Source organism: Devosia indica, from assembly GCF_003056405.1.
Taxonomy (GTDB): domain Bacteria; phylum Pseudomonadota; class Alphaproteobacteria; order Rhizobiales; family Devosiaceae; genus Devosia; species Devosia indica.
The window spans coordinates 15,943-42,320 of the sequence record NZ_PYVZ01000003.1 but is presented as its reverse complement, the minus strand read 5'-3'; the positions used below and the strand labels follow the sequence as shown (position 1 = coordinate 42,320).

At 61.3% G+C, this 26,378-nt stretch carries 19 protein-coding genes; 6 read left to right on the top strand and 13 right to left on the bottom strand.

Features of this window, described 5'->3' with window-relative positions; genetic code table 11:
- Positions 1-18 precede the first annotated feature (18 nt).
- The 5 genes from DDE76_RS03615 to DDE76_RS03595 all read right to left on the bottom strand — a co-directional run bounded on the left by DDE76_RS03615 (position 19) and on the right by DDE76_RS03595 (position 7,793).
- On the bottom strand, positions 19-966 hold the full coding sequence (locus DDE76_RS03615) for a class 1 fructose-bisphosphatase (protein WP_104891480.1): 948 nt from the start codon (positions 964-966) through the stop codon (positions 19-21).
- An 87-nt stretch (positions 967-1,053) separates the two neighbouring features.
- Positions 1,054-5,727, bottom strand: coding sequence for an NAD-glutamate dehydrogenase (locus tag DDE76_RS03610; RefSeq protein WP_104891479.1), 4,674 nt, complete (start codon positions 5,725-5,727; stop codon positions 1,054-1,056).
- Positions 5,728-6,149: 422 nt separating this feature from the next.
- Positions 6,150-6,428 (bottom strand): DUF6894 family protein, encoded by a 279-nt coding sequence (locus tag DDE76_RS03605; RefSeq protein ID WP_104891478.1) that lies wholly within the window; start codon positions 6,426-6,428, stop codon positions 6,150-6,152.
- Between the two features lie 87 nt (positions 6,429-6,515).
- The gene (locus DDE76_RS03600; protein WP_245891788.1) at positions 6,516-7,055 is read right to left on the bottom strand and encodes a flavin reductase family protein; all 540 of its coding nucleotides are present in this window, start codon (positions 7,053-7,055) and stop codon (positions 6,516-6,518) included.
- Between the two features lie 135 nt (positions 7,056-7,190).
- Entirely contained in the window at positions 7,191-7,793 is a 603-nt protein-coding gene (locus tag DDE76_RS03595) for a superoxide dismutase (protein WP_104891477.1), read from the bottom strand.
- Positions 7,794-7,943: 150 nt separating this feature from the next.
- Here DDE76_RS03595 and DDE76_RS03590 point away from each other — a divergent pair, with 150 nt between their 5' ends.
- The 3 genes from DDE76_RS03590 to DDE76_RS03580 all read left to right on the top strand — a co-directional run bounded on the left by DDE76_RS03590 (position 7,944) and on the right by DDE76_RS03580 (position 10,755).
- On the top strand, positions 7,944-8,555 hold the full coding sequence (locus DDE76_RS03590; RefSeq protein WP_245891787.1) for a helix-turn-helix transcriptional regulator: 612 nt from the start codon (positions 7,944-7,946) through the stop codon (positions 8,553-8,555).
- On the top strand, positions 8,542-9,036 hold the full coding sequence (locus tag DDE76_RS03585) for a group III truncated hemoglobin (RefSeq protein WP_104891476.1): 495 nt from the start codon (positions 8,542-8,544) through the stop codon (positions 9,034-9,036). The genes DDE76_RS03590 and DDE76_RS03585 overlap by 14 nt, the downstream gene beginning before the upstream one ends.
- Before the next feature lie 129 nt (positions 9,037-9,165).
- On the top strand, positions 9,166-10,755 hold the full coding sequence (locus DDE76_RS03580; RefSeq protein ID WP_157955644.1) for a tetratricopeptide repeat-containing diguanylate cyclase: 1,590 nt from the start codon (positions 9,166-9,168) through the stop codon (positions 10,753-10,755).
- A gap of 7 nt (positions 10,756-10,762) precedes the next feature.
- On the opposite strand, the gene DDE76_RS03575 is transcribed toward DDE76_RS03580, so the two are convergent.
- The 8 genes from DDE76_RS03575 to DDE76_RS03540 all read right to left on the bottom strand — a co-directional run bounded on the left by DDE76_RS03575 (position 10,763) and on the right by DDE76_RS03540 (position 20,495).
- Positions 10,763-11,704 (bottom strand): family 43 glycosylhydrolase, encoded by a 942-nt coding sequence (locus DDE76_RS03575; RefSeq protein ID WP_104891474.1) that lies wholly within the window; start codon positions 11,702-11,704, stop codon positions 10,763-10,765.
- Positions 11,701-12,615, bottom strand: coding sequence for an ABC transporter ATP-binding protein (locus tag DDE76_RS03570; protein ID WP_104891473.1), 915 nt, complete (start codon positions 12,613-12,615; stop codon positions 11,701-11,703). Before DDE76_RS03570 ends, DDE76_RS03575 begins: the two co-directional genes overlap by 4 nt.
- Complete coding sequence (locus DDE76_RS03565; protein ID WP_104891472.1) at positions 12,612-13,649, bottom strand: ABC transporter ATP-binding protein; 1,038 nt, start codon at positions 13,647-13,649, stop codon at positions 12,612-12,614. Before DDE76_RS03565 ends, DDE76_RS03570 begins: the two co-directional genes overlap by 4 nt.
- A gap of 3 nt (positions 13,650-13,652) precedes the next feature.
- Positions 13,653-14,510, bottom strand: a complete 858-nt coding sequence (locus DDE76_RS03560; RefSeq protein ID WP_104891471.1) for an ABC transporter permease — start codon at positions 14,508-14,510, stop codon at positions 13,653-13,655.
- A gap of 4 nt (positions 14,511-14,514) precedes the next feature.
- Entirely contained in the window at positions 14,515-15,519 is a 1,005-nt protein-coding gene (locus DDE76_RS03555) for an ABC transporter permease (protein ID WP_104891470.1), read from the bottom strand.
- 209 nt (positions 15,520-15,728) lie between these two features.
- Positions 15,729-17,609 (bottom strand): ABC transporter substrate-binding protein, encoded by a 1,881-nt coding sequence (locus DDE76_RS03550; RefSeq protein ID WP_104894696.1) that lies wholly within the window; start codon positions 17,607-17,609, stop codon positions 15,729-15,731.
- A 272-nt stretch (positions 17,610-17,881) separates the two neighbouring features.
- Positions 17,882-19,393 (bottom strand): arabinosylfuranosidase ArfA, encoded by a 1,512-nt coding sequence (gene arfA / locus DDE76_RS03545; protein WP_104891469.1) that lies wholly within the window; start codon positions 19,391-19,393, stop codon positions 17,882-17,884.
- Between the two features lie 172 nt (positions 19,394-19,565).
- On the bottom strand, positions 19,566-20,495 hold the full coding sequence (locus DDE76_RS03540; protein ID WP_104891468.1) for an ArsR/SmtB family transcription factor: 930 nt from the start codon (positions 20,493-20,495) through the stop codon (positions 19,566-19,568).
- A gap of 226 nt (positions 20,496-20,721) precedes the next feature.
- Between DDE76_RS03540 and DDE76_RS03535 the strand changes: the two genes are divergently transcribed.
- The 3 genes from DDE76_RS03535 (at position 20,722) to DDE76_RS03525 (ending at position 26,371) form a co-directional block, all read left to right on the top strand.
- A complete protein-coding gene (locus DDE76_RS03535) occupies positions 20,722-22,989 on the top strand; it encodes an NADP-dependent malic enzyme (protein ID WP_104891467.1) in 2,268 nt (755 codons plus the stop codon).
- A 474-nt stretch (positions 22,990-23,463) separates the two neighbouring features.
- Positions 23,464-24,456 (top strand): acrylyl-CoA reductase family protein, encoded by a 993-nt coding sequence (locus DDE76_RS03530; protein ID WP_104891466.1) that lies wholly within the window; start codon positions 23,464-23,466, stop codon positions 24,454-24,456.
- A gap of 268 nt (positions 24,457-24,724) precedes the next feature.
- Complete coding sequence (locus DDE76_RS03525; protein ID WP_104891465.1) at positions 24,725-26,371, top strand: MGH1-like glycoside hydrolase domain-containing protein; 1,647 nt, start codon at positions 24,725-24,727, stop codon at positions 26,369-26,371.
- Positions 26,372-26,378 lie beyond the last annotated feature (7 nt).

Below are 26,378 nucleotides of genomic sequence, written 5' to 3'. Positions count from 1 at the left end.
GGAGCAGCGTCTCCTCATCTACCCCCGTCCATACCAGACTTCCACCCGCTTCACCTCGTTGGCAGATCCCAGAATGACCGGCACGCGCTGGTGAATATCGGTGGGTTCTACCTCAAGAATATCCTGCGTTCCGGTTGTTGAGCGGCCGCCGGCGCCTTCTACCAGCCAGGCCATAGGATTGGCCTCATAAAGCAGCCGCAGCCGTCCGCCCTTGCTGGCAGTCTCGCTGTCGAGCGGATAGAGGAAAACGCCACCCCGCATCAGGATGCGGTGAACATCGGCGACCATCGAGCCAACCCAGCGCATATTGTAGCGCTTGCCGGCGGGGCCGGCTTCACCTGCAATGTTCTCGCGCACGTAACCGGTCGTTGCCGCATCCCAGAAGCGTTCGCGCGCCGTATTGATGGCAAACTCACCCGAGGCGGCCGGCACCTTGGCATCGGCAACTGTCTGAACCCATTCGCCCTCGTTGCTGAGCGTAAAGATGCTGGTGGGCCCCTCGATCCGCACCACCAGGCTCGTCGCCGGCCCATAGGCAACATAGCCAGCGGCCAATTGTGCCCGCCCCTTTTGCAGCGGTCCGCCCGCGTTGGCCAGAACCGAAAAAATTGTTCCGACAGTGACGTTTACGTCGAGGTTTGAAGATCCATCCAGGGGGTCGGTGGCTACAATCAACCGGCCCTGACTCGATAGGTCAACGGCTTCATCCAGCTCTTCCGACACCAGAATCGAAATGGCCGCATTTGCCTTCAAGTGATTCAAAACAATGTCGTTTGAGATGACATCGAGTGCCTTCTGCGCCTCGCCCTGCACATTGTCCGATCCGGCCAGCCCGGTCTGCCCGGCAATGGGAGCCTCGCGCAGCACGGCGGCAATTTCCGCCCCCGCCGCGGCCATCGACAAGATTGCCTCGCCGAGGTCGGTATCGTCCGTCTGCGCGCTTAGCCATTGGGCGAGGTCGGTCATCTTCGGGTCTCCGTTTGCTGATGCCAACATCGGCAATTGGTGCAACCATACAAGGCAGACTTTCGGGTGAGGAGGAAAGGCGCGCCGCTACGCTTCCCTTGCCAGGTCCGTCAGCAGGCCAGCCGCAACGCTCAGACGCGACACGGTAATGCCGCCCTCGGTCAGTTCCTTGACTGCTGCCACGGACCGCGCCAGTGCGACAGACCGCTGCGCCACGAAGTCATCGACACTCCCTGCGACCAGAACATCGGCGGCCAGATCGCGCAGCGCGCGCATCAGATTGGCCAATGCCCGGTCCAACGCCATACGGTCGAACCGGTCCCCCAGAACAATGGCGCGGCCATCCTCGATAATGCGGAATAGGTCGAACAAGCCAGCTACGCCAAAATAGGCCTTGGCTGCCTTGAGCACATCCACATTGCCGCGCTCGGCGACCAGCACGATATCACTGGCATGGCTGAGGAAGGGAAGGGCGCCGATGCGTTGCGCGAGGGCCTCAGGAACCCCGTGCGTCATCAGACCGCTGATCCGCACATCAAGCGCCTGGCGCTGATCCTCCGGCAACAAGCCTTCGGCAGCGGCCAGTTGCGCTACCCCTTCGCGATGCCGCTCCACCAGATCGGCCAGTCCCCTGGTGACCGAGGCATTGCGCAGGAACCACAAGACCTCCTGGCGCAGCAGCGACTCGACTTGTGCATAGAGCGCTAATTGCACCGAGCCGGGCAGGGCGCCATCTAGCGCATCGATCTGTGCATTGAGACTGCGCAGCCCGTACGCGTCGCGCACCGCGGCATAGGCCAGGGCCACTTCGCCGGCGCTGGCGCTGGTCGCCGCGGTCAACTCAGAGACGAATGCGGGCCCGCCGCGATTGATCATGGCATTGGCCAGCACCGTGGCGATCACCTCGCGCTTCAGCCGATGCGCCTGGACCTGTTCGGGATAGCCCTTGTGCAGGGTTTCCGGGAAGTAGCGGAGCAGTTCCCCGGCCAGATAAGGCTCATCGATTGCGGTGCCCGCCAGCAGGTCATCGAACAGGGTCAACTTGGCATAGGCCAGGATCACTGCAAGCTCGGGCCGAACCAAGCCCCGACCTTCGGCGGCCCTGGCATCCAGCGTGGCATCATTGGGCAGGAACTCGACCGTGCGGTTGAGCAGGCCACGCTGCTCGAGCCCCTCAATCAGCACGCGATGGTCGGGCAATTCTGCCAGTCCCGCACGCTCGGCCAGCGATATGGCCAGTGTTTGCAGGTAATTATTACGTAGGCAAAGCGCTGCCACCTCCTCGGTCATCGACGCCAGAAAGGCATTGCGCTCGATCATCGGCAGCGTGCCCGAAGCCACCACCGACGCCAGGGCGATCTTGATATTGACCTCAAGGTCCGAGGAATTCACCCCAGCCGAGTTGTCGATGGCGTCCGTGTTGATGCGTCCGGCACCCAGGGCATAGGCAATACGCCCGCGCTGGGTTGCGCCCAGATTGGCGCCTTCGCCAACCACCTTTGCCCGCACCTGGTCTGCCGTGACGCGGATTGCATCATTGGCGCGGTCGCCAACCTTGGCGTCATCCTCGTCACTCGCCTTGATATAGGTGCCAATGCCACCGAACCAGAGCAGGTCCACCTGGGCCATCAGGATGGCCCGGATGATCTCGGAGGGCGGCGCCGCTTCCTTTTCCAACCCGAGAACGGCCTGCATTTGCGGGCTGAGCGGGATGGATTTCAGCGACCGCGAAAACACCCCGCCGCCTTGAGAAATCAACCCCTTCTCATAATCTTGCCAGCTCGATCGCGGCAGCTTGAACAATCGCTCGCGCTCGGCAAAGCTGGCCGCGGCATCCGGGTCGGGATCGATGAAAATGTCCCGGTGGTCAAACGCTGCGACCAGCCGGATTTCGTGGCTGAGCAACATGCCATTGCCGAACACGTCGCCACTCATGTCGCCGACGCCGGCGACTGTGAACGGCTCTTTCTGGATATCGCGATCCATCTCGCGGAAGTGGCGCTTCACGGCCTCCCAGCCGCCGCGCGCGGTAATGCCCATCTTCTTGTGGTCATAGCCCGCCGAACCGCCCGATGCGAAGGCGTCGCCCAGCCAGAAGCCGCGCGCCGTGGCAATGCCATTGGCGATGTCGGAAAAGCTCGCCGTACCCTTATCGGCCGCCACCACCAGATAGGGATCGTCGCCGTCGCGCCGGACCACATCGGCCGGCGGCACCACAACGCCATCGACAAGATTGTCGGTCACGTCCAGCAGAGCGCCGATGAAGACCTTGTAGCTGTCCCGGCCTTCCTCGAGCCAGGCCTCGCGCGCCATGCCCGCTGTCAGGCGCTTGGGCACGAACCCGCCCTTCGCCCCGACCGGCACGATCACTGCGTTCTTGACCTGTTGCGCCTTGACCAGGCCCAGCACTTCGGTGCGGAAATCCTCGGGCCGGTCCGACCAGCGCAACCCGCCGCGGGCAATGGCGCCAAATCTGAGATGCACCCCTTCCACGCGCGGCGAATAGACCGAGATTTCCCGATAAGGCCGGGGCGCGACCATGCCCTCTACCTTGTGACTGTCGAATTTGATGGCGAGTGCGGCCCGCCTGTCGCCGTTTTCGTCGCGCTGCCAGGCATTGGTGCGCACCGATGCCTCGATCAGGTTCCAGAAGCGCCGCACGATCGTGTCTTCGTCAAGCGAAGTGATCTGGTCGAGCGCCGCCACGATGGCGGCGCGCGCGTCCTCGGCGGCCTGCGCACGGTCGATCACCTCAGGATCGTGCAGTGCTGCGAACAGGGCCACCAGCGCCTGCGCGGCCGACCGCTGTGTCACCATGGCCCTGGCGATGTAGCGCTGTGAGTGGGAGGTGCCCACCTGCCGCAAATAGCGCGACAAGGCGCGCAGCAGGGCGGCGTCGCTCCACTCCAGGTCGGCCAGGGTCACTAGCGCATTGAGCTGGTCGCTCTCGGCCTGGCCCATCCATACGGCCAGCAGCCCCGCCTCGATCGCCCCGGCGCGCGCCAGAACGTCGATATCGCCGTCCTCGTTCAACTCGAGCACCATGTCGTGAAGATAGCGCTCGACCCCATCGCGCGGCACGATGGTGTAGGTCCGCTCATCGATCACCCGGAAACCGAAATGCTCCAGCATTGGCACGCGGTCCGACAGCGGAATGGCGGTGCCTTCATGATAGAATTTGAGGCCGAGCGCCCCGTCCGTGCCGGTACGCCTGACCAGGCGAATGGCCACACCGTCATCGCCCAGCCCCTCGAAAACCGCGATATCGCGCAATGCGTCCTGGGCATCATTGCGGCTCTGATAGGCGCCGGAAAAGGCCTGCTTCCAGTCGCTGACCGCCGCCTGCTCGGTGGCCGCCGCCATCAACATGTCGGAAAAATCATGCGTCAGGGCCTCAACGCCCGTCTCCAGCGCTCGTCGATCGGGCTGGGGCGTTGCCCCGCCATTACGTCCGATGATCACATGCAGCCGCACCAGGTCCCCCTCGGGGAAGTGCGGGTAGTAGGCCGAAACGCGCCCATCATAGAGGTCGGCGAGATATTGGGTGATCCGGGCGCGAACCGCACCGTCATAGCGGTCGCGCGGTACATAGACGAGAATGGAGACGAAATTGTCGAACCGGTCGATCCGCGGCAACACCCGCACGCGGGGGCGGTCATAGAGGCCGGCGATGGCGCCGGCGAATTCGGCGAGTTGCTGGGTGTCGATCTGGAACAACTCGTCCCGCGGATAGCTGTCCAGCGCCCCAAGCAGAGTGCGACCGGCATGCCCCAGCGGATCGACACCAGACTGTCGCATCACATCAGCAATCTTGCGCCGGATGATCGGCACGTCGGTGTGCGGGGTCGCCAGCGCCTGGGCGGTGTAGTGCCCCACAACGCGCAATTCGCCGCTGGCCGCCCCTGTCGCGTCGTATAGTTTGATCCCGACATAATCCAGGTGGGTGCGCCTGTGCACGCGGGCCCGGACATTGGCCTTGGTGACAAGCAGGGGCTCGGGCCCGGCGACAAAGTCCACCAGTTGCGGCGTGCTTTCTACGTAGTGCGGGCCGCTGCGCAGGACTTTGAGGCCTTCGTCGCGCAAGATGCCCAGCCCGGTGCCAGCCACAGGCAGCAGCACGTCGCCGTCCAGGCGGTATTCGCGGCAGCCCAGAAAGGTAAAATTATGCTCGATCAGCCATTCGATGAACCGCTCAGGCTCATCGCGCTGCACGGCCTTGAGCTGCCCCAGGCCTTCGGATGCACGCCGCACCCGCTCCAGCATGGCTTGCCAGTCCGCAACGGCCCGCGCCACCTCCAGCAGCGTTGCCTGCATTTCCTCGACCAGCGCATTGGCATCGGCGACTGGATCGCTTTGAATATGCAGCATGCTGACGCTCTCGCCCCCCTGGGGCACGACGACGCCATTGGCAACTTGCAGCACAGGATGGGCAAACATCCGGATGGTGCCGCCCATGGCCCGCAAAGCAGCCAGGGCACTGTCCACGATGAACGGCATGTCCGGGCAGACAATGTCGAGCATCAGAGCTTCGCCCGGACCAGCAGGGGCGGTGGTTGCAACACGGGTAGCGCCTTGCGGAGTCGCGGTCAGCCGCTCATGGCTGGTGGTCAGCGCGGCAATCAGCGCATCGCCATTCTGTCGCTCCAGATCGTCCGCATCGGCAGCGGAAATCGCCGCAACGAGGAGTCGTTGCAGGCTGTCATTGCCCGCCGACTTTGATTTTGCCAGCTCCAGCAATTGTGCCTTGACCCTAGTCGTCATCCCAAGCTTCCCCCGTGACTCGCAGCCCTACCTTATGCACCTCTGATGACAGTGTCTGCACCACCAAGGTTGGTATTCGAAGTGTCTCCTTCGGGAGCGCAATTCAGCACAGCGTTTCATTGGAACGTCACAATTGGGCAATCCGTTTCTCGGCATCTCATCGGCACGATGCGTTTACGACTTGTTAAACTCTACCGATCTGATAGAGTTAGTGCAGTTTCGAAAGCAGGATCCTCCATGCCCAAACTGTCCCACTATGTTTCCTATATCGGTCTGGCCGCGGCCTTGCTGTTCGGCTTCTTGGTGACTGTTCACGCCGGAGCGATGTTCGGGTAGGCGCGGTTCGCCACCTGAGAAAATAGCAATGGCGGCCAATTGGCCGCCATAATTGTTTGCAGCGATATGGTGCGTTGTATTGGCGCCTAGTGGATAGTCGCTGGTTCAATCGGCGTGGCAGGGCCATTACCGACCTTCGGGCCAGCCCAGAACACGACATAGAGCAGGTCGTGACCAGCGGCATCGGTAATTTCGATCGAGCGGGGCGCGTCCATTTCGCCCCCTTCACCCGCCACTTTTTCAATTATGGCCCGGCCCATCTCTGCGGCAGTTTGCTCTGCGGCATCCAGATCGGGGTGCTCGCTGCCGGACTCGTCGCGGATCAGCGCTTCATCAGTACGGTAGTGAAAGTAATATTTCGGCACGATAAGTTCCCGTTCTCCGGGGGTAAACGTCGCGTGGCGGCAGAGGTTGCCCTGACGCGCACCCATAGTGTGGCACTGCCGGGCCTGTCAGTCGACCCCGTGCAAGGCGCGGTAGCCGTGCCGATGCCAGAGCAGGGGGCTTGCTCCGGTACTGGTTTCCGCTTCGATAATTGCGCCTGCAAACAGCACATGCGTGCCTGTTTCCATCGCCCCGATCACTTCACAGTCCAGCGCTGTCACAGCCCCTTGCAGATAGGGTTGCCCCGAGGGCCAGCGTCCCCATTGTCCGATGCCGAACCTGTCCGCCGGTTCCACGCGCCCGGCAAAGGCATCTGCAATGTTCTCTTGACCGGTCGCCAGCATGGCCAGGGAGAAGCAGCCGGTCTTGGCGATCAGATCGGCCAGTCGGCTCACAATGTCGATAGATACCAGAATGGCAGGCGGCTGTGCCGACAAGGACAGCACCGAGGTGGCCGTCCGTCCCACACGTTCGTCGCCCCGACGGGCGGTCACGACGTGAACACTCGAAGCCAGGCCCGACATGGCCGAGCGGAACTCGGCATCATTGATGGCTGGCCGGCGCAGCGGCCTAAGGGCCATGGTGTCAGGCAATTCGAACTCGGGCATGGGGATAGTCATGGTGGAAACAGGCTACCAGTGCAATGTGGCCGGTGCAAAATACCGGGTTGCACCTCCCCCGCTCAGAGGGAGGATAGGTGGGGTTGAGCCGCGCACGCCGGAGTCGCGGCTCACAGCGGGGCTTTAGCCCAGATTGGCTTCGGCAAACTCGTAATTGGCGAGCTTGTCGAGGAAATTGCTCACATAGTCCGGTCGGCGATTGCGGAAGTCGACATAGTAGGAGTGTTCCCAGACATCGAGACCGAGCAACACCTTGCCCTCTCCGGTGGCCAGCGGGTTGGAACCATTGGGGGTCTTGGTGGTCTTGAGCTTGCCGTCGGTCCCAAGCACCAGCCAGGCCCAGCCCGATCCGAATTGCGTGGTCGCAGCGGTCTTGAAACTATCCTTGAATGCATCGACAGACCCGAAATCCTCGATGATCTTGGCTTCCAGCTTGCCGGGCAGCTTGCCGCCCTCAGGGGTCAGCGCCTGCCAGAAATGGATATGGTTCCAGTGCTGGCCGGCATTGTTGAACACTGGCGCGAGATCAGCCTTGTCGTTTGCAAACGTCACAATCTCTTCGAGCGACTTACCGGCCAGTTCCGGCATCTTTTCGACAAAGCCGTTGAGCGCTGTGACATAGGCCTGATGGTGCTTGCCGTGATGCAGTTCCAGCGTTTCCTGGCTCATGCCATTGCCAGCAAGGGCATCGGCTGAATAGGTCAGGGAGGGCAGCGTGAAGGTCATGTTCGGGGTCCTTTCGCATTCGGCTTGCAAGTTTGTGCGCGCCGGGTTAATTTCCAAGCAATGGCTTTGAAAACCCTTTCCGATGATATGTCAAGTTCGAGCTTGGAAAATGCTGTGTGGTCGCCACGCAGCCCGGCCGAGCGTGTTCTCATGGCCCTCAAGATGCACGGTGCGCTCTCGGCGGCGGCCTTGGGGAAATCCCTGGGAACCACCAGCGAGGCGGCCCGCCAGCAATTGCAGCGTTTGGCCGAAGAGGGCCTGGTGGAAGCGCATAGCGCAGCCAGCGGCGTCGGACGGCCAACCCAGTTGTGGAGTCTGGCACCTGCTGCCCAGGCCCGCTTTCCTGATACGCATGCGGCGTTGACGGTGCAATTGCTCGATATCGTGCGTGACCATCTCGGCGAGGATGTGCTCGACACCATCATTACCGCCCGCGAGACCGATACACGTTGCGCCTACGAAGCAGCAGTAGGGTCGGCGACGGACTTGAGGTCCAGGGTCGCCGCGCTGGCCGATCTGCGCAGCCAGGAAGGCTATATGGCTGCCTGGACCGAACAGCCCGACGGGTCGATGCTGCTGGTCGAGAACCACTGCCCGATCTGCGCTGCCGCAACGGCCTGCCAGGGCTTTTGCCGCGCCGAGCTCGAAGTGTTCCGATCGGTGCTGGGTCCAGACGTTGAGGTCGAGCGTCAGGAGCATATTGTTTCAGGTGGGCGTCGCTGCACCTATGCGATCAGGAGCATTGATAATGCCGCCCCATGATCGGCCATCCGTGGGCACGCAACTGCACCGCATCGGCTGGGATACGCCCGAGGGGCTCGACGAAGCAATGATCCGAACCGTCGTCGATGCGTTCTACGCCCGTGCACGCCGCGACGATGTAATCGGTCCGATCTTCAATCGCGTTATTGCCGATGCGGAATGGCCAGGGCATCTCGACAAGATCACCGATTTCTGGAGTTCGATGCTGCTCGGCTCGGGACGCTACAATGGCCGGCCCATGCCCAAGCACATGGCCATTCCCGATCTCGCCGATATTCATTTCATGCGCTGGTTGCGCCTCTTCCGCCAGACTGTCGAGGAAATCTGCCCGCCCGATATTGCGGCGCTGTTCGTGGAGCGATCCGAGCGCATCGGCAATTCGTTCCGCATGAATATCTCCATGCGTCGTGGCGACGACATTACCCAGATGGGACCACTGCGGCGGGAGCCCGACCCGGTCTGGAAACCAGACCAGGATTGAGATGATCTGAACGCCATTGCCGCACGGTGTATGGCGCTCGATCGCCATTCAACAAAAGTATCGTTTCCAGGAGTATTGCGCAAACTATCTGCGCTAGACTGTGCTCAACGATTCTTCTGGGCTTTGCACGTGCAGGTCACTGGTACAGGATTTGGCGAACACTTTTCAGCGGGCACCTTGCTGCTGCGCGCCGGTGATCTGGATGAAGCCCTGAGTCATTTCAAGGCTGTCTATTCCAGCGCCGAAGAAGCCGGAGCTGCGGACCTTATGGCCGCCAGTCTCTGCGAGATCGCCTGGACCTGCTTCAAGATGGGTGATCCGGAGCAGGGCCTGGAGTGTGCCATAGGCGCGAAATGGCTTTGGCGGCGTCTCGGTAACGCTGAGGAAATTGCGCGCGCTCTGGCCGTCGAGGCCTTCCTGTTCCTCGACCTTGGCTTTGGCGATGAGGCGTTCGACCTTTCGGGCGAAGCGCTGGAACTGGCGCAATCCCTGGATGCGCCGGCAATACTGGCCTTTGCCTTGAATGTGCGGGGCGTTGTGCTTTCGGTGTGCCAGGAGTCCGAACTGGCTTTGTCCTTGCTCGAACAGGCTGTGAATCTGGCCCGGGTGGGCGGCAACACTGCTGCTGAGGCATTCTACACGCTCAATCTGGGCTTTGCGCACTCCAAGATGGCCGAACTGGCGGCCAAGTTGGGGGAGGACGAGCGCCGTGCCGATCAAAGGGCCTTGGCCATTGCCCAAAGCACGGCGGCCGCAGGCCTGGCCGAGGCTGCGGGCGATCTATGGACCTTGCGCGTTGCCCTTTGCAACGGCGCCGAATTTCTGTCCGCTGATGGCCGCAATGATGAGGCGATCAGCTTGCTCGACCGCTGGACCAATGTACCGGGCGAGGCCAGCTCCAGTCTGCATGCCCACCATCTCTATACACGCGGCCTCGTTCTCTTCGCCGTGGGTCAATACCGCCAGGCGGAGATGGCCTGCAGGGACGCCCTGGCACTGGCGGAGTCGGCCGGACAGATTGACCATCAGGTCAATGCTGCCCTGGCGTTGAGCCGCATCTTGGAAGCCATGGGCGACACCGCTGCGGCCTTGGGTATGCATCGCCTCTATCACAACCTCTTCGTTCGCCAGTCTGGCGAAGCGGTCCGCCGCCGCGCACGCGTCGAGGAAATCCGGACCGAGGCCGACCGGCTGCGCGCCCGTGCTGCCGAATTGGCAGACCAGGCCCTGTCCGATCCGCTCACCGGCATCGCCAACCGTCGCAGCTTCGATCAGATCCTCGACCGGCTGGCTGGCAATCCATTGTCGGTGGCAATTGTCGATCTGGACAACTTCAAACTGGTCAATGATCGCCACACCCATATCGCGGGTGATGCCGTGCTTCAGCGCGTCGCCCGGATCATGGTCGACCAGATCGCCACGCATGGCCATGTCGCGCGCCTGGGGGGCGAGGAATTTGCCCTGATCTTTCCCGAAGCCCCGCTGGCCACGGCCGCCGCCTTCTGTGAAGGTGTGCGGGTCGCAATCGGCAATGCCGACTGGGACAAGCTCACCCCCGGCATGAAAGTGACGGTCAGCATTGGTGTTGCCTCCGGGGACGGCATGCGCCCCACGGGTGAGCTGATGCAGCTTGCCGATTCACGCCTGTATCTCGCCAAATCAGGCGGGCGCGACCGGGTCGTGGCAGAGGAACCGCTTGCCTCCAGGCACGCCGGGTAGCCCTGGCTCACCCGAGCAGCCCCAGATCCTTGGAAATATCCCGCTCGCACACCAGCACCCCATCCACCACGGTCAACCGGGCCTGGTGGATCGCCGTGCGCCGCGCCGCAACGTCGGGCGGTCCGTCAGTCTGGCTGCGCTCATCCCATTCGGGGTGGGTGAAATAATACATCGCGGCATGGTCACCATTGACCACCACATCTGCATGGCGGGCATAGCGCTGGTCCATCGGGTCCGCGCCGGGCCTGTCGGCGATGAGCCCCTGTCGCGTCCATCTCAACGTATCGTCCGACCGATACACCGCCTGTCCGCGCCATTCGTCGACGATCAGCCAGTAATAACCGCCCAGCGCGAAAACATTGGGCCCTTCATGCGGCGGCGCATCGGGTGAACCAGGCAGAACCAGCCCCTCCAGGGTCCAATTCATCATGTCAGGGCTGGTCGCGCTCCAGGTGCTCGATCCCTGACCTTCATCCTTGTACCACATCCGCCACTGGCCATCGGGACTGGGGAAAACGCAGGCGTCGATGCAATTGCTACTGGATAGCTTCAGCGGCCCGACCCGTGTCCAGGTCTCCAGGTCAGGACTGGTGAAATGGGTAATGGTGCGCGGTACCTTCCAATGGGTCGGCACCCCGGTGATATAGCTGAGGAACATGTGATACTGCCCCTCGGCGAACACCACTTCGGGTGCCCAATGCGTATTGAGGCCATCATCGCCCGGCGCATCCAGCCCCTTCACCGTCCCCCGATAGGCCCAGCTCGCCCCGCCGTCCTGCGAGACCGCAATGCCGATGGGTGAACCATGAATCCAGCCGAAGCCGGGTTCGTCCGCGCTGGCCCGGCGATTGGTGTAAAACATCCACCACTCATCCGTGCCTTCGCGCCTGACAACCACCGGATCGGCAGCGCCATCCTCAATCGGGTCGCGGAAGATGGGGGCGCTCATGCATAGACCCGCACATGTCGCCCGTCCGGCCGTGCGACCAGTTCGCCGGCCCGCCCGACGCTGTCATTGGCCAGATCAAGCATGCCGGGATCGGTCTCCAGCTTGCCGGCGCCTGCGTGGTCAGTCGAGAGCACCGAGGCCTTGAGCAGGCGCGAATAGGCATGCTCGGGATTGTCGAGCACGGTCCGCGCATCCCCCATTTCCACGATCCGCCCGCGCTGCATGATGATCAGCCGGTTAGAAATGTAATAGGCGGTGGCCAGATCGTGGGTAATGTAGATCACCGACACCTTGAGATCATCCCGCAGGCTTTTGAGCAGATTGACGATGCTCATGCGCAACGAGGCGTCGACCATGGACACTGGTTCGTCGGCGATCAGCAGCGGTGGGTTGGGGATCAGCGCCCGGGCAATCGCGCAGCGCTGAAGCTGCCCGCCGCTCATTTCGTGGGGAAACCGCCCGCGCACTTCCTTCAGACTCAAGCCCACCTTTTGCAGGGAGTCATCCATCGCTTTGTCGATAGCGGCCTTGTCCGAGGTGCCCAGAAAGCGTCGCGCCGTGCTTTCCAGATAGCGCTCGATCTCCTTGAGAGGATTGAACGCCTCGAACGGGTTCTGGAACACCGGTTGCACCCGGCTCATGAACTTGAGCCTTTCGGCGCGGCCGGCATGCCGATCCACCTTCTCGCCCCGGAACAGGATGTCCCCTTCAGTGGGATCTTCCAGGCCCAGGATCATGCGCGCCAGCGTCGTCTTGCCCGACCCTGACTCGCCAATGATCGTAAAGATCTCCGGATTTTCCGAACTCAGCGAAAAGCTGGCATCCATCACCGCGTCAATGGTTTTGCGGCCGAAAATGCCGCCCATGGTGAAGCGCTTGGACACATTGCGCACATCGAGAAGCGTCGTCATGCCATCGCTCCTGCTGGGGCCGCAATATTGACCAGCGGCTTGACGTCTTCCCAGCGCCAGCAAGCGCTGCGCTGTCCTGGAGCAACCTCGATCATGGGCGGCACCTCCTTGCGGCATTTGTCGACAGCCAGCGGGCAACGCGGATGGAACCGGCAGCCTTGCGGCGGATCGGCCAGGTTGGGCGGGCGGCCTTCCAGTGCAGGGCGCTGCTGGGTGTCGCCAATGCGCGGCAGGCTCGCCACCAGATGCGCCGTATAGGGATGCTTGGGAGTGAAGAACATCTGCCGCGTCGGCCCTTCCTCCACCAGCCGACCGGCATAGATGATGCCCACGCGGTCCGCGACATTGGCATGCACGCTCATGTCGTGCGTCACGAACACCACCGAAGCACCCATTTCCTTCTGGATATCTCGGATCAGGCTCAGCACTTCCTTCTGCACCACCACATCAAGCGCCGTGGTTGGTTCATCGGCAATGATGAATTCGGGGTGACACACAGTCGCCAGGCCAATGGTCACACGCTGCCGCATGCCGCCCGATAATTCATGCGGATAGGCCTTGAGAACATCGGCCGGCAAGTTGAGCCGCGCCAGATGCTTGACGACGCGATCCTCGAACGCTCTGCCGCTCAGCCCCAGCGGGCGCTGGGCAAAATCCTGAAAGGTCCGGCCAATGCGGCGGACCGGATTGAGCACGCTCATCGAGCCCTGCATGATGTAGCTCAGGTGCTTCCAGCGGACGGTCTCGATCTGCTCGGGACTGGCCGTGGTCACGTCGATCGGGCCATTCTTGAAATTGTACTTCACCGTACCCTCGACCACCCGCAGTGGCGGGCGGATGGCGGCGGCCAGCACCTTGATGAAGCTGGTCTTGCCCGAGGAGCTTTCCCCGGCAATGCCATAGACCTCGTTCTTGCGCATGGTCATGGTGATGTCGTCGACCGCCCGAACCTCCCGGTTCACACCGAAATAATTCATCTGGTAATAGGCCTTGAGCCCTTCGACCTGGAGGATGATGTCGTTTTCCTGCGTCATGGCTCAGGCTCCCATGCGGCGCAGACGGCTGCGCGGGTCGATATATTCGTTCATGCTGATGGCCAGCAGGAACAGGCCGATAAAGGTCATCACCATCAGGATCACCGGTATGGCGATCCACCACCACACGCCCACCACCATGGCCGAGTGTGAGTTGGCCCAGTACAGCGCCGTGCCGATAGTCGGGTTGTTGATATTGGTGAAGCCAAGCACCGCCAGCGTCACTTCCAGCCCGATCGACCACAGCATGTTGTTCATGAAAGTCGAGAACACGATCGGCATCACGTAGGGCAGATGCTCCTCGAGCAGGATCTTGCGCGTGCTCATCCCGGCAAAGACAGCGTGGCGGGTAAATTCGCGATGCTTGAGGCCCAGTGCCACCGAGCGGATCAGCCGGGCGTCGAATGGCCAGCCAAAACAGGCCATGATCAGCGCCAGCGTGAAGCTGTCCATATTGTTGCGCAGCACGAAATAGAACAGCACCAGCACCGGGAAGATCGGAATGGCCACGAAGATGTCATTGACGAACATCAGCACCCGGTCGACCCATCCGCCCAGATAGCCTGCGGTCAATCCCACGGCGATGGAGATGATGCGGGAAAGGACCGCAACGGTGAGGCCAAAGGTCAGACTGTTCCGGAAGGCTGCCGAGAGCTGCCAGAACATGTCCTGGCCACGCGAATTGGTGCCGAACCAGAATTGCGCGGAAGGTGGCTGGTCCGGGATGGTCGTATAGATCAGCGACGGATCGACCGGCGAGAAGAAGCTCAGGCAGGCAAACAGCACCACCACGCCCACCAGGATCAGCCCGATGGTAAACTCGATATTGTAGCGGATAAGATCGCGGAATACGGCAAACATGGACTTACTCCGCCCGTACGCGTGGATCGAGAATGGGATAGAGCAGGTCCACGATGAATATGGATACGGCCACCGCGGTTACCGACACGGTCGCGACCGCCAGCACCAGCGAGTAATCCCCGGCATTGACCGCGTCGATCAGCAGGGAACCTAGTCCGGGATAGTTGAAGACCTGTTCGGTGATCACTGTTCCGGAGAATACGGTACCAAGCGCCATCGCCAGCGCCGTGAGCTGCGGCAGCAGCGCATTGCGCATGACATAGGCCCCAACAATCGTCGAACGCTTCACACCAGCAAGTTCTGCATAAGTCACATAGTCCTCGGTGACGACGTTGGAGACCAGCGCACGCATGCCAAGGAACCAGCCGCCAAATCCGACCAGCACCAGAGAAAGTGCGGGCAGTGTGGCATGCTGAATGACTGAAGAGATGTAAGGCCAGTTCCAGCCCGGCGTCACATTCATTGCGAAGCCACCGGAGATCGGCAGGATCGGCCAGATAAATCCGAACACGATCAGCATGATGAAGGCGACGACATAATAGGGGATCGGCTGGATGCCGATGGCCACCAGTCCAAAGGCCTTGAGGAAGCGGTTGTTCTGGTTGTAGCCAGCAAGGCCACCCATGATGTTGCCAACGGCAAAGGTGATCAATGTCGCCAGGGTCAGCAGGGTGACAGTCCAGGGCAGGGCGCGCATCACCAGCGTCATCGCCGGTGTCGGGAAGGCCAGCAGCGATGGGCCGAAATCGCCTTGCACCAATCGGGTCCAGAAATTGATGTACTGGCTCCATATGGGTTCATCGACGCCATAGAGCTCGGTCAGGGCGGCGCGCATCGCCACGATGGCCTCCGGGTTGGAAACCGACCTTGCGGTCATTCGGCCCAGAGCCGATTCCACCGGGTTGATTGGTGACAGATGCGTCACCAGAAACGTTGCCGAAACACCGAAGAAGATCACCGCCAGCAATTGCAGCGCGCGCTTCCCCACAAACCAGAGATAACCGTGCATTCGGACTCCTCGACTGCCCTAGAAAACTCGACCCACGCATTGAAGTTCGCCTTGGCAAACCGCTGATTGTCATGCCGGTCCAGTGTGAGGGTCACTGCTCTTGCAGTAACGCCGTTCAGTGGGTGATCGGAGCCGGAGACAGGACGGGGCGCACCCATGGGCGCGCCCCGCCGAACGGCCCGGTGTTCCGGGCCGCCCAGGGAGGAGCGCTACGAGGCGCCTTCAACCGGGCTGATCTGGGTGAAGATATACTTCGCGTTCGACCAGTTGGTGACCGGGTTGGCGTAGTTGTTTTCGGCATTCGGCCAGCCGGTCCAGAACCGGTTCGACTGCATGGAGAACACATTGTAGGACATGATCGGAATGTTCGGCATCTCCTCGAGGTGGAGCTTGACGAACTCGTGTCCGTATTCGATCGCCTTGGGGTCATTGAAGTCGATGCCACGAACCTTGTTGATGATCTCGTCAAGGCGCGGATCGGTCCAGCGCATCCAGTTGCGGCCAGGCTGTGTTTCCCCGGGCTCGACCACGAAGGAGGAGTGGTAGCTGTCCAGGAAGAATGCCAGGTCCGGATGACCGCCATAGGTTTCCACGGCCCAGCCGATTTCCACCTCGAAGTCGCCTGCGCCGGTACGATCCCAGATGTCGGTGGCCACTTCCGCCGTCGCCTGGACGCCGTTCTGGGCCCAGCTCTGGGCGATCATCACGCCGAGGCGGTTGATGACGCCTTCCTGCGGGACGAGCACGCTGATCGTGAACGGTGAGCCGTCAGGCATCATCCATTGATTGCCGTTCTTGGTAAAGCCGGCCGCGGTAAGCAGTTCCTCGGCGGCCTGCACATCCGTCTTCCACCAGCCATAGCCGAAGGAATTGCGGATGGCTTCCGGATCGGTTGGTACCTGGTCGCCGAACTGCGGACGCACCATTTCTGCAATCTGCAGGCCCACATCAGGATCGTACGGCTTGATTGTTCGCGTGCCGGTGTCGAGCTCGAAGTTGATCAGGTAATCCTGCAGTGGCGCATGGTAGTCGCGTGGATGTGTGCCAGTCGGCGGAATGGAGATCGCCGAAAGCGTTGCCGCACCGCGATAAGAGGCCATGGACATGGCGCGCGCATCCAGCATGAGCGTGAGCGCCCAGCGCACCCGCTTGTCCTGGAACTTGGGGTTCTGCAGGTTGAACACCGCCATGGGCAATGTTGGATCGGGGTGGGCATAGGGGAAGCCCGGGAACCAGCCCTGCACGTCCGGATCCTGCTGCACGATGGAGAACGTGCCCTCCGGCGACAGATCGTGGATCATGTCCAGATTGCCATTGCGCATCTCGATCAAGCGATTGTCGGTCGAAATGTTGTTCCGGTAGATAATGTATTTGGGCTTGGGTTCGCCCACCAGCGCCATGGTGGTCTTGTCCCAGTCCGCGCGCTTTTCCCAGATGTACCAGGTGCCATTCGGGTCGTATGAATGCAGCGTGTAGGGGCCAAGGCTGACCGGCGGGTTGTTCTCGAACGCCACGATGTCCTCGACGCCTTCAAACACATGCTTGGGCATGATCCAGGCGGCGTTCCAGCGCACCGAGAAAGTCGTGTGGAAGCGCGAGTTGGGAGCCTTGAGTTTGAAGTGGACGGTGTAGGGATCTTCTGCGGTGACGCTCTCGATTTGGGTCGAGAAGGCACCGTACCAGCCTGTGCCCGGCGTCGCAGCCTGCTTTTCAACGGTAAAGACCACGTCGTCGGCGGTGAACTCCACGCCGTCACTCCACATGATGCCCTTGCGCAGGCGCACGGTCATCTCGGAGAAGTCGTCATTATACTCCCATGGACCCTCGGCCAATGAGTAGTAGATGGCGTTCTCGCTGGCGCCTTCGATGCCGGCATCGGGATCGATGTACCAGAATGTGTCGGCGGTGAGCTGCTGCAGGCCGGTCGACAGACCGCCGCCGCCATTGGCCCAGAGGTTGAACCAGCCAGGATTGCGGATCACCCCTTCGGGGTTGTGAACGATGACCGTCTCGTTGCGCGGAAACTGCGCCAGATCCGGTGCCGACCCTTCCGCTTCCTGCGCCATGGCCAGGCCGTTGCCTGCAACCATGAGTGCGCCGATAGCGGTGGTGCCGATCAGAAAACTGCGTCTATCCATCGATGTCCTCCCATTGCGAAGCGCCTTGTTGCGCTTCCTTCCACGAGGCTCCTCAACCTCGCGATAAGTCATACTTAACTAGGGGGTTGGGGCTGTCAATGTGTTTTATGATGTAAATCCAAAACTATGATACAAAATGCAGTGAGGCCCGCCTTTTGGGGCGGGCCTCGTGAAAATGCCAGTGCGTGGCCTGTTCATCTTGAGGGTCCAGGACTGCTTGGGCCTCAGATTTTGACACGCACCATCTGATAGGAATAGGGCGGCAGGACGACCGAAAGCCTATCGCCGTTCACCTTGGCGCCGGTCCCCTTCTTCGGTGCAACCTCTTCCTGGTTTCCGGCCGTGTTCACGGCCTTCAGGTCGGGGTGCGTCATGACCTGGTGATCAATGATCGATGCCTCGGCAAAGCCCTGCAGGCTGACTTTCGTCTCGATGCTCTCACTGGTGTGGCGATTGACGAGGAAGAAGCTCAGTGTGCCGTCATCCTCATTGTGCACGCCGGAGACGTCGACAAACGCTGTATTTTTGCCATGCGGCGTCTCATAGCCCGGCGAGTTCGCCACCAGTTGCAGCGCCGTGCCGCGGCCGAAGGCCGATGCAAAGTAATAGGGATAATAGATGGTCTGCGCCCAGGCCGGTCCGCCCTTCTCGGTCATGATCGGGGCGATCACGTTCACGAGCTGGGCGATACAGGCGATTTTCACCACGTCCGAGCGCCGGATGAAGGTGTTGAGGATCAACCCCACCATCAGCACGTCCTCGAAATTATAGATGTCCTCGAGCAGACCCGGCGCATGCGGCCAGCCACCGTTGCCATCCAGGATCTCGCGATCCTTCTTGTTCGAATGGTACCAGACGTTCCACTCATCGAAGGAGATGTAGACATCTTTCTTCGACTTCTTCTTGGCCTTCACCTGCTTGATGGTGGCGGCAACGGTCTCGATATAGGTGTCCAGCTTCTCGGCCAGCCCAAGGTAATTGGGCGTGTTGTCGTCGCGATTGGCGAAGTACATGTGCAGGCTGATATGATCGACATGATCATAGGTGTGCTCAAGCACGATGCGTTCCCAATCGGGATAGCTTGGCATGTCCGAATTGGACGAGCCACAGACGATCAACTCAAGTGATTGGTCGAACATGCGCATGGCGCGAGCGGTATTGGCAGCCAGCTTGCCATATTCATCGGCATCCTTGTGGCCGACCTGCCAAGGGCCGTCCATTTCGTTGCCAAGGCACCACATCTTGACGTTCCACGGCTCCTTGCGCCCGTTCTTGATGCGCAGATCGGACCAGTAGGAGCCGCCGGGATGATTGACATATTCGAGGAAGTTGCGGGCATCATCGACGCCGCGTGAGCCCAGGTTGACGGCCAGCATCATCTCCGTGCCGACGCTGGCGCACCAGTCGGCGAACTCGTGCACACCTACGGCATTGCTTTCCGACGTGTGCCAGGCCAGATCGAGCCGGACCGGGCGCTCCTCACGCGGGCCAATGCCGTCTTCCCAGTTGTAGGCGGAAACAAAGTTGCCGCCGGGGTACCGCACGACGGGCACGTTGAGTTTTTTGACCAGGTCGATCACATCGCCGCGCATGCCGTTCGTATCGGCGCTCGGGTGGTCTGGTTCATAGATGCCCTCATAGACCGCTCGGCCCAGATGCTCCAGAAAGGCCCCATAGACACGATCATCGATTTTGGCGATCGTGTAGTCCTTGTTGGCAATGACGGACGCCTTCACCGGCTCCTCCCACTAATTCCGTTTTTCTGATTTATATCAGTAAAGACGTTTGTAGCGATGGCGCGGCAGGCGCGCAAGTTCAAAAATATGATTTTTGAGGCGTGCGTGGTTGAGCCCCGCTGGATGGTGCCGCGGCGAGGAGTGTAACGGCAATCGGGACAGCGAGGATAAATCAGGGCGCCGTTTGCAGGCGCAGCGTAATGTCCTGATCGTAATTGCCAAATCCGCGACCGAAAATATTGATACCGCCGGGATGTTTGGCGTCGGGCTTGACCGCGATACGCAGCCGGATCGAATGATGGTTCCCCAGGTCGAGGTCATGCAATGAGACAGGCGAGATCTTCATCCCGTCCACATAAGTGCCGTCCATGGTGACGCGCCAGCTCTTGAGCTTGCCATATTGGCTGCCCTTGAGCTTCCACCAGTCCGGCGTATAGACGCCGCGCTTGTCGCCGAAATCGCCCGTCGACAGCCAGGTGCCGATCTCCGTGCCATTGACCGACAGGGTGATGTCGCTGGGCCAGTCCGCCGAGGTGCCGGGTACCTCCGAGCTCAGCTCCAGCATGAACTCCATCGATTCAATGGTATTCTGGGCCAGCTTGGCATTGTTGGGGAACTGATATTCGAGATAGCCGCGCGTGAACCAGATCAGCCCTGCCTTCATGCGATCAGGGTCGAGGAAGGTATCGGGCACGTCGAGCAGTCCGATGATGCCTTCACTGGAGCATAGCCCGCATGGCGCCGACACCTCGCAACTGGTATAGAGCCCCAGTGGCATGGACACTTCGATGGTGTTGGCGCGGAGCGGCTCGATGTCATCCTTGAACATCACCAGCACTTCGTCGAACGTCGAATGGCAGATTTTCTGATTGCCCTTGCGTGCCTTCTGCGTCTCGGTGCGGATCAGCCCTGCGCCCTCCAGAATCTGCAGGTTTGTCGACACTGTCGACTGCGGCAAACCGAGCTTTTCGGCAATGTCATTGCCATTCATGGCCCCTTCGACATGCAGCAATTTCAGCATCTTGACGCGAATAGGGGAGGCAAGGCCCTTGAGCACGTCGATGCCTTCTTCAGGGTCGATAACCAGGAAATTGCGGCTCATGCGACTACGGTGCTGCCCTTTGGATAAAACCCGATTGTGTATCAGGAAATCTGAACCAATCAACCCGATGGGTGCCAAAACCAGATGTGATCCTGAAAATCAGATGCCTTTGCCTACGACTAAGGCATAACTTCCCTTGGGGCAGCAGACCTGATCTTGAAAAGTTTGCCCGCGTGGGGACGCGGCCCGGCGCGCGACCATGCCGCGCCGCAGATGGGAGAGATTGATGTCCGACGAAAAGGCCACCAGCCTGCGCGATGCGGCGCTGTATTTTCATGAGTTTCCCAAACCAGGGAAGCTGGAAATCGTGGCCACCAAGCCGCTTGCGAATACACGCGACCTCTCTCTGGCCTATTCGCCCGGGGTGGCCATTCCCTGCGAGGAAATCGCCGCCAATCCGGCCGATGCCTACAAATACACCTCCAAGGGCAATCTGGTTGCCGTAATCTCCAACGGCACGGCGGTGCTGGGGCTGGGCAATATCGGTGCGCTGGCGAGCAAGCCGGTCATGGAAGGCAAGGCGGTCCTGTTCAAGAAGTTCGCCGGCATCGACTCGATCGACATCGAGGTCAATGAACAGGACCCCAAGCGCTTCATAGAAATTGTTGCGCCATTGGAGCCCAGCTTTGGCGGCATCAATCTCGAAGATATCAAGGCTCCCGAATGCTTCGAGATCGAGGAAGCGCTGCGCGAGCGGATGAACATCCCGGTCTTCCACGACGACCAGCACGGCACTGCGATCATCGTGGCCGCCGCGGTCATCAACGCCATGCGGCTGGTCAAGAAGGACATCGCCAAGGCCAAGATCGTTACCTCTGGGGCGGGGGCGGCAGCGATTGCCTGCATGAACATGCTGATTGCCGTCGGCGCAAAACGGGAAAACATCTGGATCGCCGACTCCAAGGGGCTGGTCACGAAAAAGCGGGACAACTCCGTTGACCGCTGGCGTGGTGCCTTTGCCCAGGACACCGATGAGACTGAGCTTAGCGCCGTCATGGCGGGGGCGGATATCTTTGTCGGTCTCTCCAAGGCTGGCGCGCTCAAGCCCGAAATGATGAAGGACATGGCGCCCAATCCGCTGATCCTGGCGCTCTCCAATCCCATTCCCGAGATCATGCCGGAACTGGCAAAGGAAGCTCGGCCCGATGCGCTGGTCTGTACCGGTCGGTCGGACTATCCCAACCAGGTCAACAACGTTCTATGCTTCCCCTTCCTGTTCCGTGGGGCGCTGGATTGCGGTGCCACCATCATCAACGAGGAGATGAAGGCAGCAGCAGCGCACGCCATCGCCAAACTCGCCCATGAGCCGGGTCTGGAATCCACCAGCCACGGTGTGCCGGCCATTTTTGGCGCGGACTACCTGATCCCCAATCCCTTCGACCAGCGGCTGATCCTGCGCATTGCACCCGCAGTGGCCAAGGCGGCGATGGAGTCTGGCGTTGCGGCCAGGCCGATTGCCGATTTCGACGCCTATCGGGATCAATTGCGCCGCTTCGTCTTCCGCTCCGGCATGGTGATGAAACCGATGATCGAGCGGGCCCAGGCCTCGGGCAAGCGGATCGCCTTTGCCGATGGGGAGGATGAGCGGGTGCTGCGCGCCGCCCAGGTCATTCTCGAAGACGGTATCGGCAAGCCGATCCTGATCGGACGCCCCTCGGTGATTGAATCACGATTGGAGCGTTTCGGGCTAACCATCCGGCCCGGCACGGATTTTGAAGTCATCAACCCCGAAGACGATCCGCGCTACCGCGACTATGTCGCCGACTTCCATGCCCTGGTCGGGCGCAAGGGGGTGACCCCCGACACCGCCCGCACCATCGTCAGAACGAACACCACCGTCATCGGCGCGCTGGCCGTCAAGCGTGGTGAGGCCGATGCGCTGATCTGCGGGCTGCAGGGGCGCTTCATCAAGCATGCCCGCGACATCCATTCGGTGATCGGGGTGGCACCAGGAGCCCAGCAACTCTCGGCCCTGTCCATGCTGATCCTCAATCGCGGCGTGTTCTTCCTCGCCGACACCTACGCCAATATTGACCCCACCGAGGACGAGCTGGTCTCGATTGCCCTGCAGGCCCGCGATCACCTCAAGCGCTTCAATATCGAGGCCAAGGCGGCGCTGCTCAGCTATTCCAATTTCGGCTCCCGCGATGGCGAGACCAGCGAGAAGATGCGGGCGGTCTATGACCGGTTGAAAGTCGAGGCCCCTGACCTGATGGTAGAGGGTGAAATGCAGGGTGATCTGGCGATCAATGAGAGCCTGCGCGAACGCTATATCCCGGACTCAGTGCTCAAGGGCGAAGCCAATTTGCTGATCTTCCCGAACCTTGAGGCCGCCAACCTTTCGATGACCCTGCTCAAGGAAATGAACAATGGCCTGCATATCGGCCCCATCCTGATGGGCACGGCCCAGCCCGCGCATATTCTGGCGCCCACTGTCACGAGCCGCGGCATCGTCAACATGACCGCCATCGCAGCGACCGAGGCTGCCGGGTAGGCACGACTGCGCGCCGCCCGGCCATTTGGCGTCGCGGTTGTGAAAACAGAGCGGTGTCCCGAGACGGCAATCGTCCCTGAAACTAAAAAACTGAGACGAAAGCCGTCTCGGGAACGCCGGGTTTTCTCGATAGGGGGTGAACTTGGAATGCTGTCCGGCGCGACCGCCCCTGGGGCACCCGCTTTCAATTGTGGTCGAAGCCACAATAGGCACGAACTCTCGCCGACCGACCCCCAGACCGCGGCGGCACGCGACTGCCCCACGCCCGGCTGTTCCTCCCGCCACTGGTCGCTGCAGGCCGCCCTGACGCGAGAGGAATGGGCAGGATTATGGGGCCGCTTTTGGTCGCGGGGATAATTTCGAAATGGTGCGCGGATTTTTTTTTGGACGTGCGCGGACTGGTCATCAGCAGCAGCCCTTCGCTAAGGTCCGGGCAGGCCATATCGACCATGTGGCATCAGAGGAGAATACCCCATGAGTTTCCGCGCCCTGCTGACTGAAAAGGCCGAAGACGGAACCGTTTCGTCGGCGGTGCAGATGCTTGAGGACACGCGACTGCCCGAGGGTGACGTCACGGTGGACATCGAATGGGCCGGGCTCAACTACAAGGACGGGCTGTGCCTGACGGGGCAGGGTGGCCTGGTGCGGACCTATCCCCATGTCGCAGGGATCGACTTTTCCGGGACCGTGCGGGACAGCGATGATTTCCGCTATCGAGTCGGAGACCAGGTGGTGCTGACCGGCTGGCGGGTCGGGGAAGCCCACTGGGGCGGCTATGCGGAACGGGCGCGGGTCAAGGCCGACTGGCTGGTGCCGCTGCCGGCCAATCTGACCACGCGCGATGCCATGATTATGGGGACAGCCGGCCTGACGGCGATGCTGGCCATCAATCGCCTCGAATGGGCGGGGCTTGCGCCTTCAAGTGGCGAGGTGCTGGTGACCGGGGCCGCCGGCGGCGTCGGCTCGATTGCCGTGGCCCTGCTGCGGCGTCTGGGCTATTCCGTGGCGGCGCTGTCCGGGCGCCCGCAACATGCCGATATGCTGCGCGATCTCGGCGCCGCCAGCGTTCTTGACCGTAACGAATTCATGGCGCAGCCCGACAAGCCGCTCGAAACAGCTCGGTTCGCCGCGGCCATCGACTGCGTCGGCGGGGCAGTGTTGGGCAAGCTCCTGCGCCAGATCGCCTATGGCGGGTCAGTGGCAAGCCTGGGCAACGCGGCGGGGATCAAGCTCGACACCAATGTGCTGCCCTTTCTGCTGCGCGGGGTGAACCTGCTGGGCATCGACAGTGTCATGCAGCCATTCGATGCGCGCACTGATGCCTGGGCGCGGCTGGCCGGCCTGTTCGATTTCGGCGCCTATGCCGGCAATGTCGAAGAAGTGGGTCTCGACGCGCTGCCGGACAAGGCGGCGCAGATCCTGAGCGGCGCGGTCAAGGGCCGGGTACTGGTCAATCCCAAACGCTAGGGCGTTGGGGAACCAGACCAGATCGCCCTATCGGGCGCCCAGCAACGCCGTCTCGATTGGATTCCAAATTTTGATGGCTCCGAACAAACCGGCCGGGTCGGTTCAAAGCAATTGACTTGTATGGAAGAGGAAGTGATCCTGAGGCTCAATTGCGCACTCTTGGCCCATTGGCCTGGGACGACCACGCGATGAATACGTTGCCGGTGCAGAGCCAAGCTATTGATGCGCAATTGCTCAAGGCCAAAGGCCAGCGGATCGAGGCGTCTGCGTGAAGCATCCACTGCTTGACCGCTTGCGGGCGCTGGACCTGGCCGAAAAAATCGGTCCGCTCGCCAAATCAGCCGATGCGGCGCTGCTAACCGAATGGCAGCGCTCGGGGGTTCGCTTTGTTTCGAGCGCTGATCGGCTGACCGACCGTTATTATGACGCCGTGCGCGAGCTGTTCGACTGCATCGCGCCGGCAGCGGACGACACGCCGATCCTGCATGAAGGCGGCATCTATCATGGCTGCTGGCTCGAAAGCACCGGCACCATCAATGCCGAACTCTTGAGCCGGTTTCTGCCCTCGGTGACGACGGCGACCTATTCGACCTTCGCCCGCTACCAGCGGGAAGATGGGCTGTTGCCCTACAAGGTCACCCCGCAGGGCCCCGCCTTTAACCAGATCCAGCTCGTCACGCCGCTGGCGCGGTCGGTCTGGAATCATTTCCGGCTCAACCGGCTCGATACGGACTGGCTGAGCGGCATGTTCGGTGCGATGTCGCGCTATGATGCCTGGTTAGCCCGGCATCGAGATACCCTGGGCACGGGTGCTGTCGAGGCGTTCTCGACCTATGACACCGGGCACGACCTGTCCTCGCGCTTCTGGCATGTGCCGGACAGTCCCTTCGCCAATGACCCCGCGCGCTACGACCCCGACAGCCCCATCCTGCCCTTCATCGCGCCAGACCTGACAGCCAATGTCGCCTGCCAGCGGGATTATCTCGGCCAGATGGCCGACCAGCTCGATCGTAACGGCGATGATTGGCGGCAGAAGGCCGAGGCCAGCCGCAAAGCGCTGTTCGCGCAATGCTACGATCCTGATGACGCCTTCTTCTATGATCGCGACCGCAATGGCCGCATGGTGCGCATCCAGTCCGATAATCTGCTGCGGGTGCTGGCCTGTGAAATTGGCGACGCCGAGAGTTTTGCCCAAGCGCTGCAACGCTATCTGCTCAACACGCGGAAATTCTTCGCAAAATTCCCGCTGACCTCGATTGCGCTGGATGATCCGCGTTTCGACCCGACATTTGGGCACAATAGCTGGGACGGGCCGAGCAATTTCCTGACGCTGATCCGCACCCCGCATGCCTTCGAACATCACGGCCATCATGTCGAGCTGAGCTGGATCATGCAGCCGACGCTCTCGGCGCTGTTCGGAGCGGATCGTTTTCCGCAGACGCTCAGCCCCTTTACCGGCGAGGCCGGGTTTACCGAGAAATACGCGCCATCGATCCTATGCCTGCTCGATTTCGTTGAGCGCCTGTCGGGCATCTTGCCGCGACCCGAGGGCGATCTGTGGTTCACCGGCCTGCTGCCAAAGCCGGCGACGCATCGCTACGAGCAGTGGGATACCGCTTACGCGCGCAAGGTGGATGGTGTCGATTTCGAACTGGTCAACGGCGTCGAGACAAGCGAAGTCTGGCGAGGTGGTGAACGGCTGGGTCGCTTCCCGTCAGGGCTGCGAATCGTCACCGACCGTGCTGGCACCTTGCGCGAAATTATCGGCCTGACCAGCCGAACACTGTCCGGCACCGTCGAATGGGATGGGGCGTCCTATCCATTCGCCATCGGACCCAATGAACGCCAGAGCCTTGAGGCAGGCGGCTTTGGGCAAGTTGCCAATCCGGGTATGGTCTTGCCGAGCCACGGTTAGCAGGCGT

Coding starts and splice junctions, on each gene's coding strand:
- DDE76_RS03615 (WP_104891480.1), bottom strand. CDS start 966: ATGACCGACCTCGCCCAATGGCTAAGCGCGCAGACGGACGATACCGAC.
- DDE76_RS03610 (WP_104891479.1), bottom strand. CDS start 5,727: ATGACGACTAGGGTCAAGGCACAATTGCTGGAGCTGGCAAAATCAAAG.
- DDE76_RS03600 (WP_245891788.1), bottom strand. CDS start 7,055: ATGCCCGAGTTCGAATTGCCTGACACCATGGCCCTTAGGCCGCTGCGC.
- DDE76_RS03595 (WP_104891477.1), bottom strand. CDS start 7,793: ATGACCTTCACGCTGCCCTCCCTGACCTATTCAGCCGATGCCCTTGCT.
- DDE76_RS03590 (WP_245891787.1), top strand. CDS start 7,944: ATGGCCCTCAAGATGCACGGTGCGCTCTCGGCGGCGGCCTTGGGGAAA.
- DDE76_RS03585 (WP_104891476.1), top strand. CDS start 8,542: ATGCCGCCCCATGATCGGCCATCCGTGGGCACGCAACTGCACCGCATC.
- DDE76_RS03575 (WP_104891474.1), bottom strand. CDS start 11,704: ATGAGCGCCCCCATCTTCCGCGACCCGATTGAGGATGGCGCTGCCGAT.
- DDE76_RS03570 (WP_104891473.1), bottom strand. CDS start 12,615: ATGACGACGCTTCTCGATGTGCGCAATGTGTCCAAGCGCTTCACCATG.
- DDE76_RS03565 (WP_104891472.1), bottom strand. CDS start 13,649: ATGACGCAGGAAAACGACATCATCCTCCAGGTCGAAGGGCTCAAGGCC.
- DDE76_RS03560 (WP_104891471.1), bottom strand. CDS start 14,510: ATGTTTGCCGTATTCCGCGATCTTATCCGCTACAATATCGAGTTTACC.
- DDE76_RS03555 (WP_104891470.1), bottom strand. CDS start 15,519: ATGCACGGTTATCTCTGGTTTGTGGGGAAGCGCGCGCTGCAATTGCTG.
- DDE76_RS03550 (WP_104894696.1), bottom strand. CDS start 17,609: ATGGTTGCAGGCAACGGCCTGGCCATGGCGCAGGAAGCGGAAGGGTCG.
- DDE76_RS03540 (WP_104891468.1), bottom strand. CDS start 20,495: ATGAGCCGCAATTTCCTGGTTATCGACCCTGAAGAAGGCATCGACGTG.
- DDE76_RS03535 (WP_104891467.1), top strand. CDS start 20,722: ATGTCCGACGAAAAGGCCACCAGCCTGCGCGATGCGGCGCTGTATTTT.
- DDE76_RS03530 (WP_104891466.1), top strand. CDS start 23,464: ATGAGTTTCCGCGCCCTGCTGACTGAAAAGGCCGAAGACGGAACCGTT.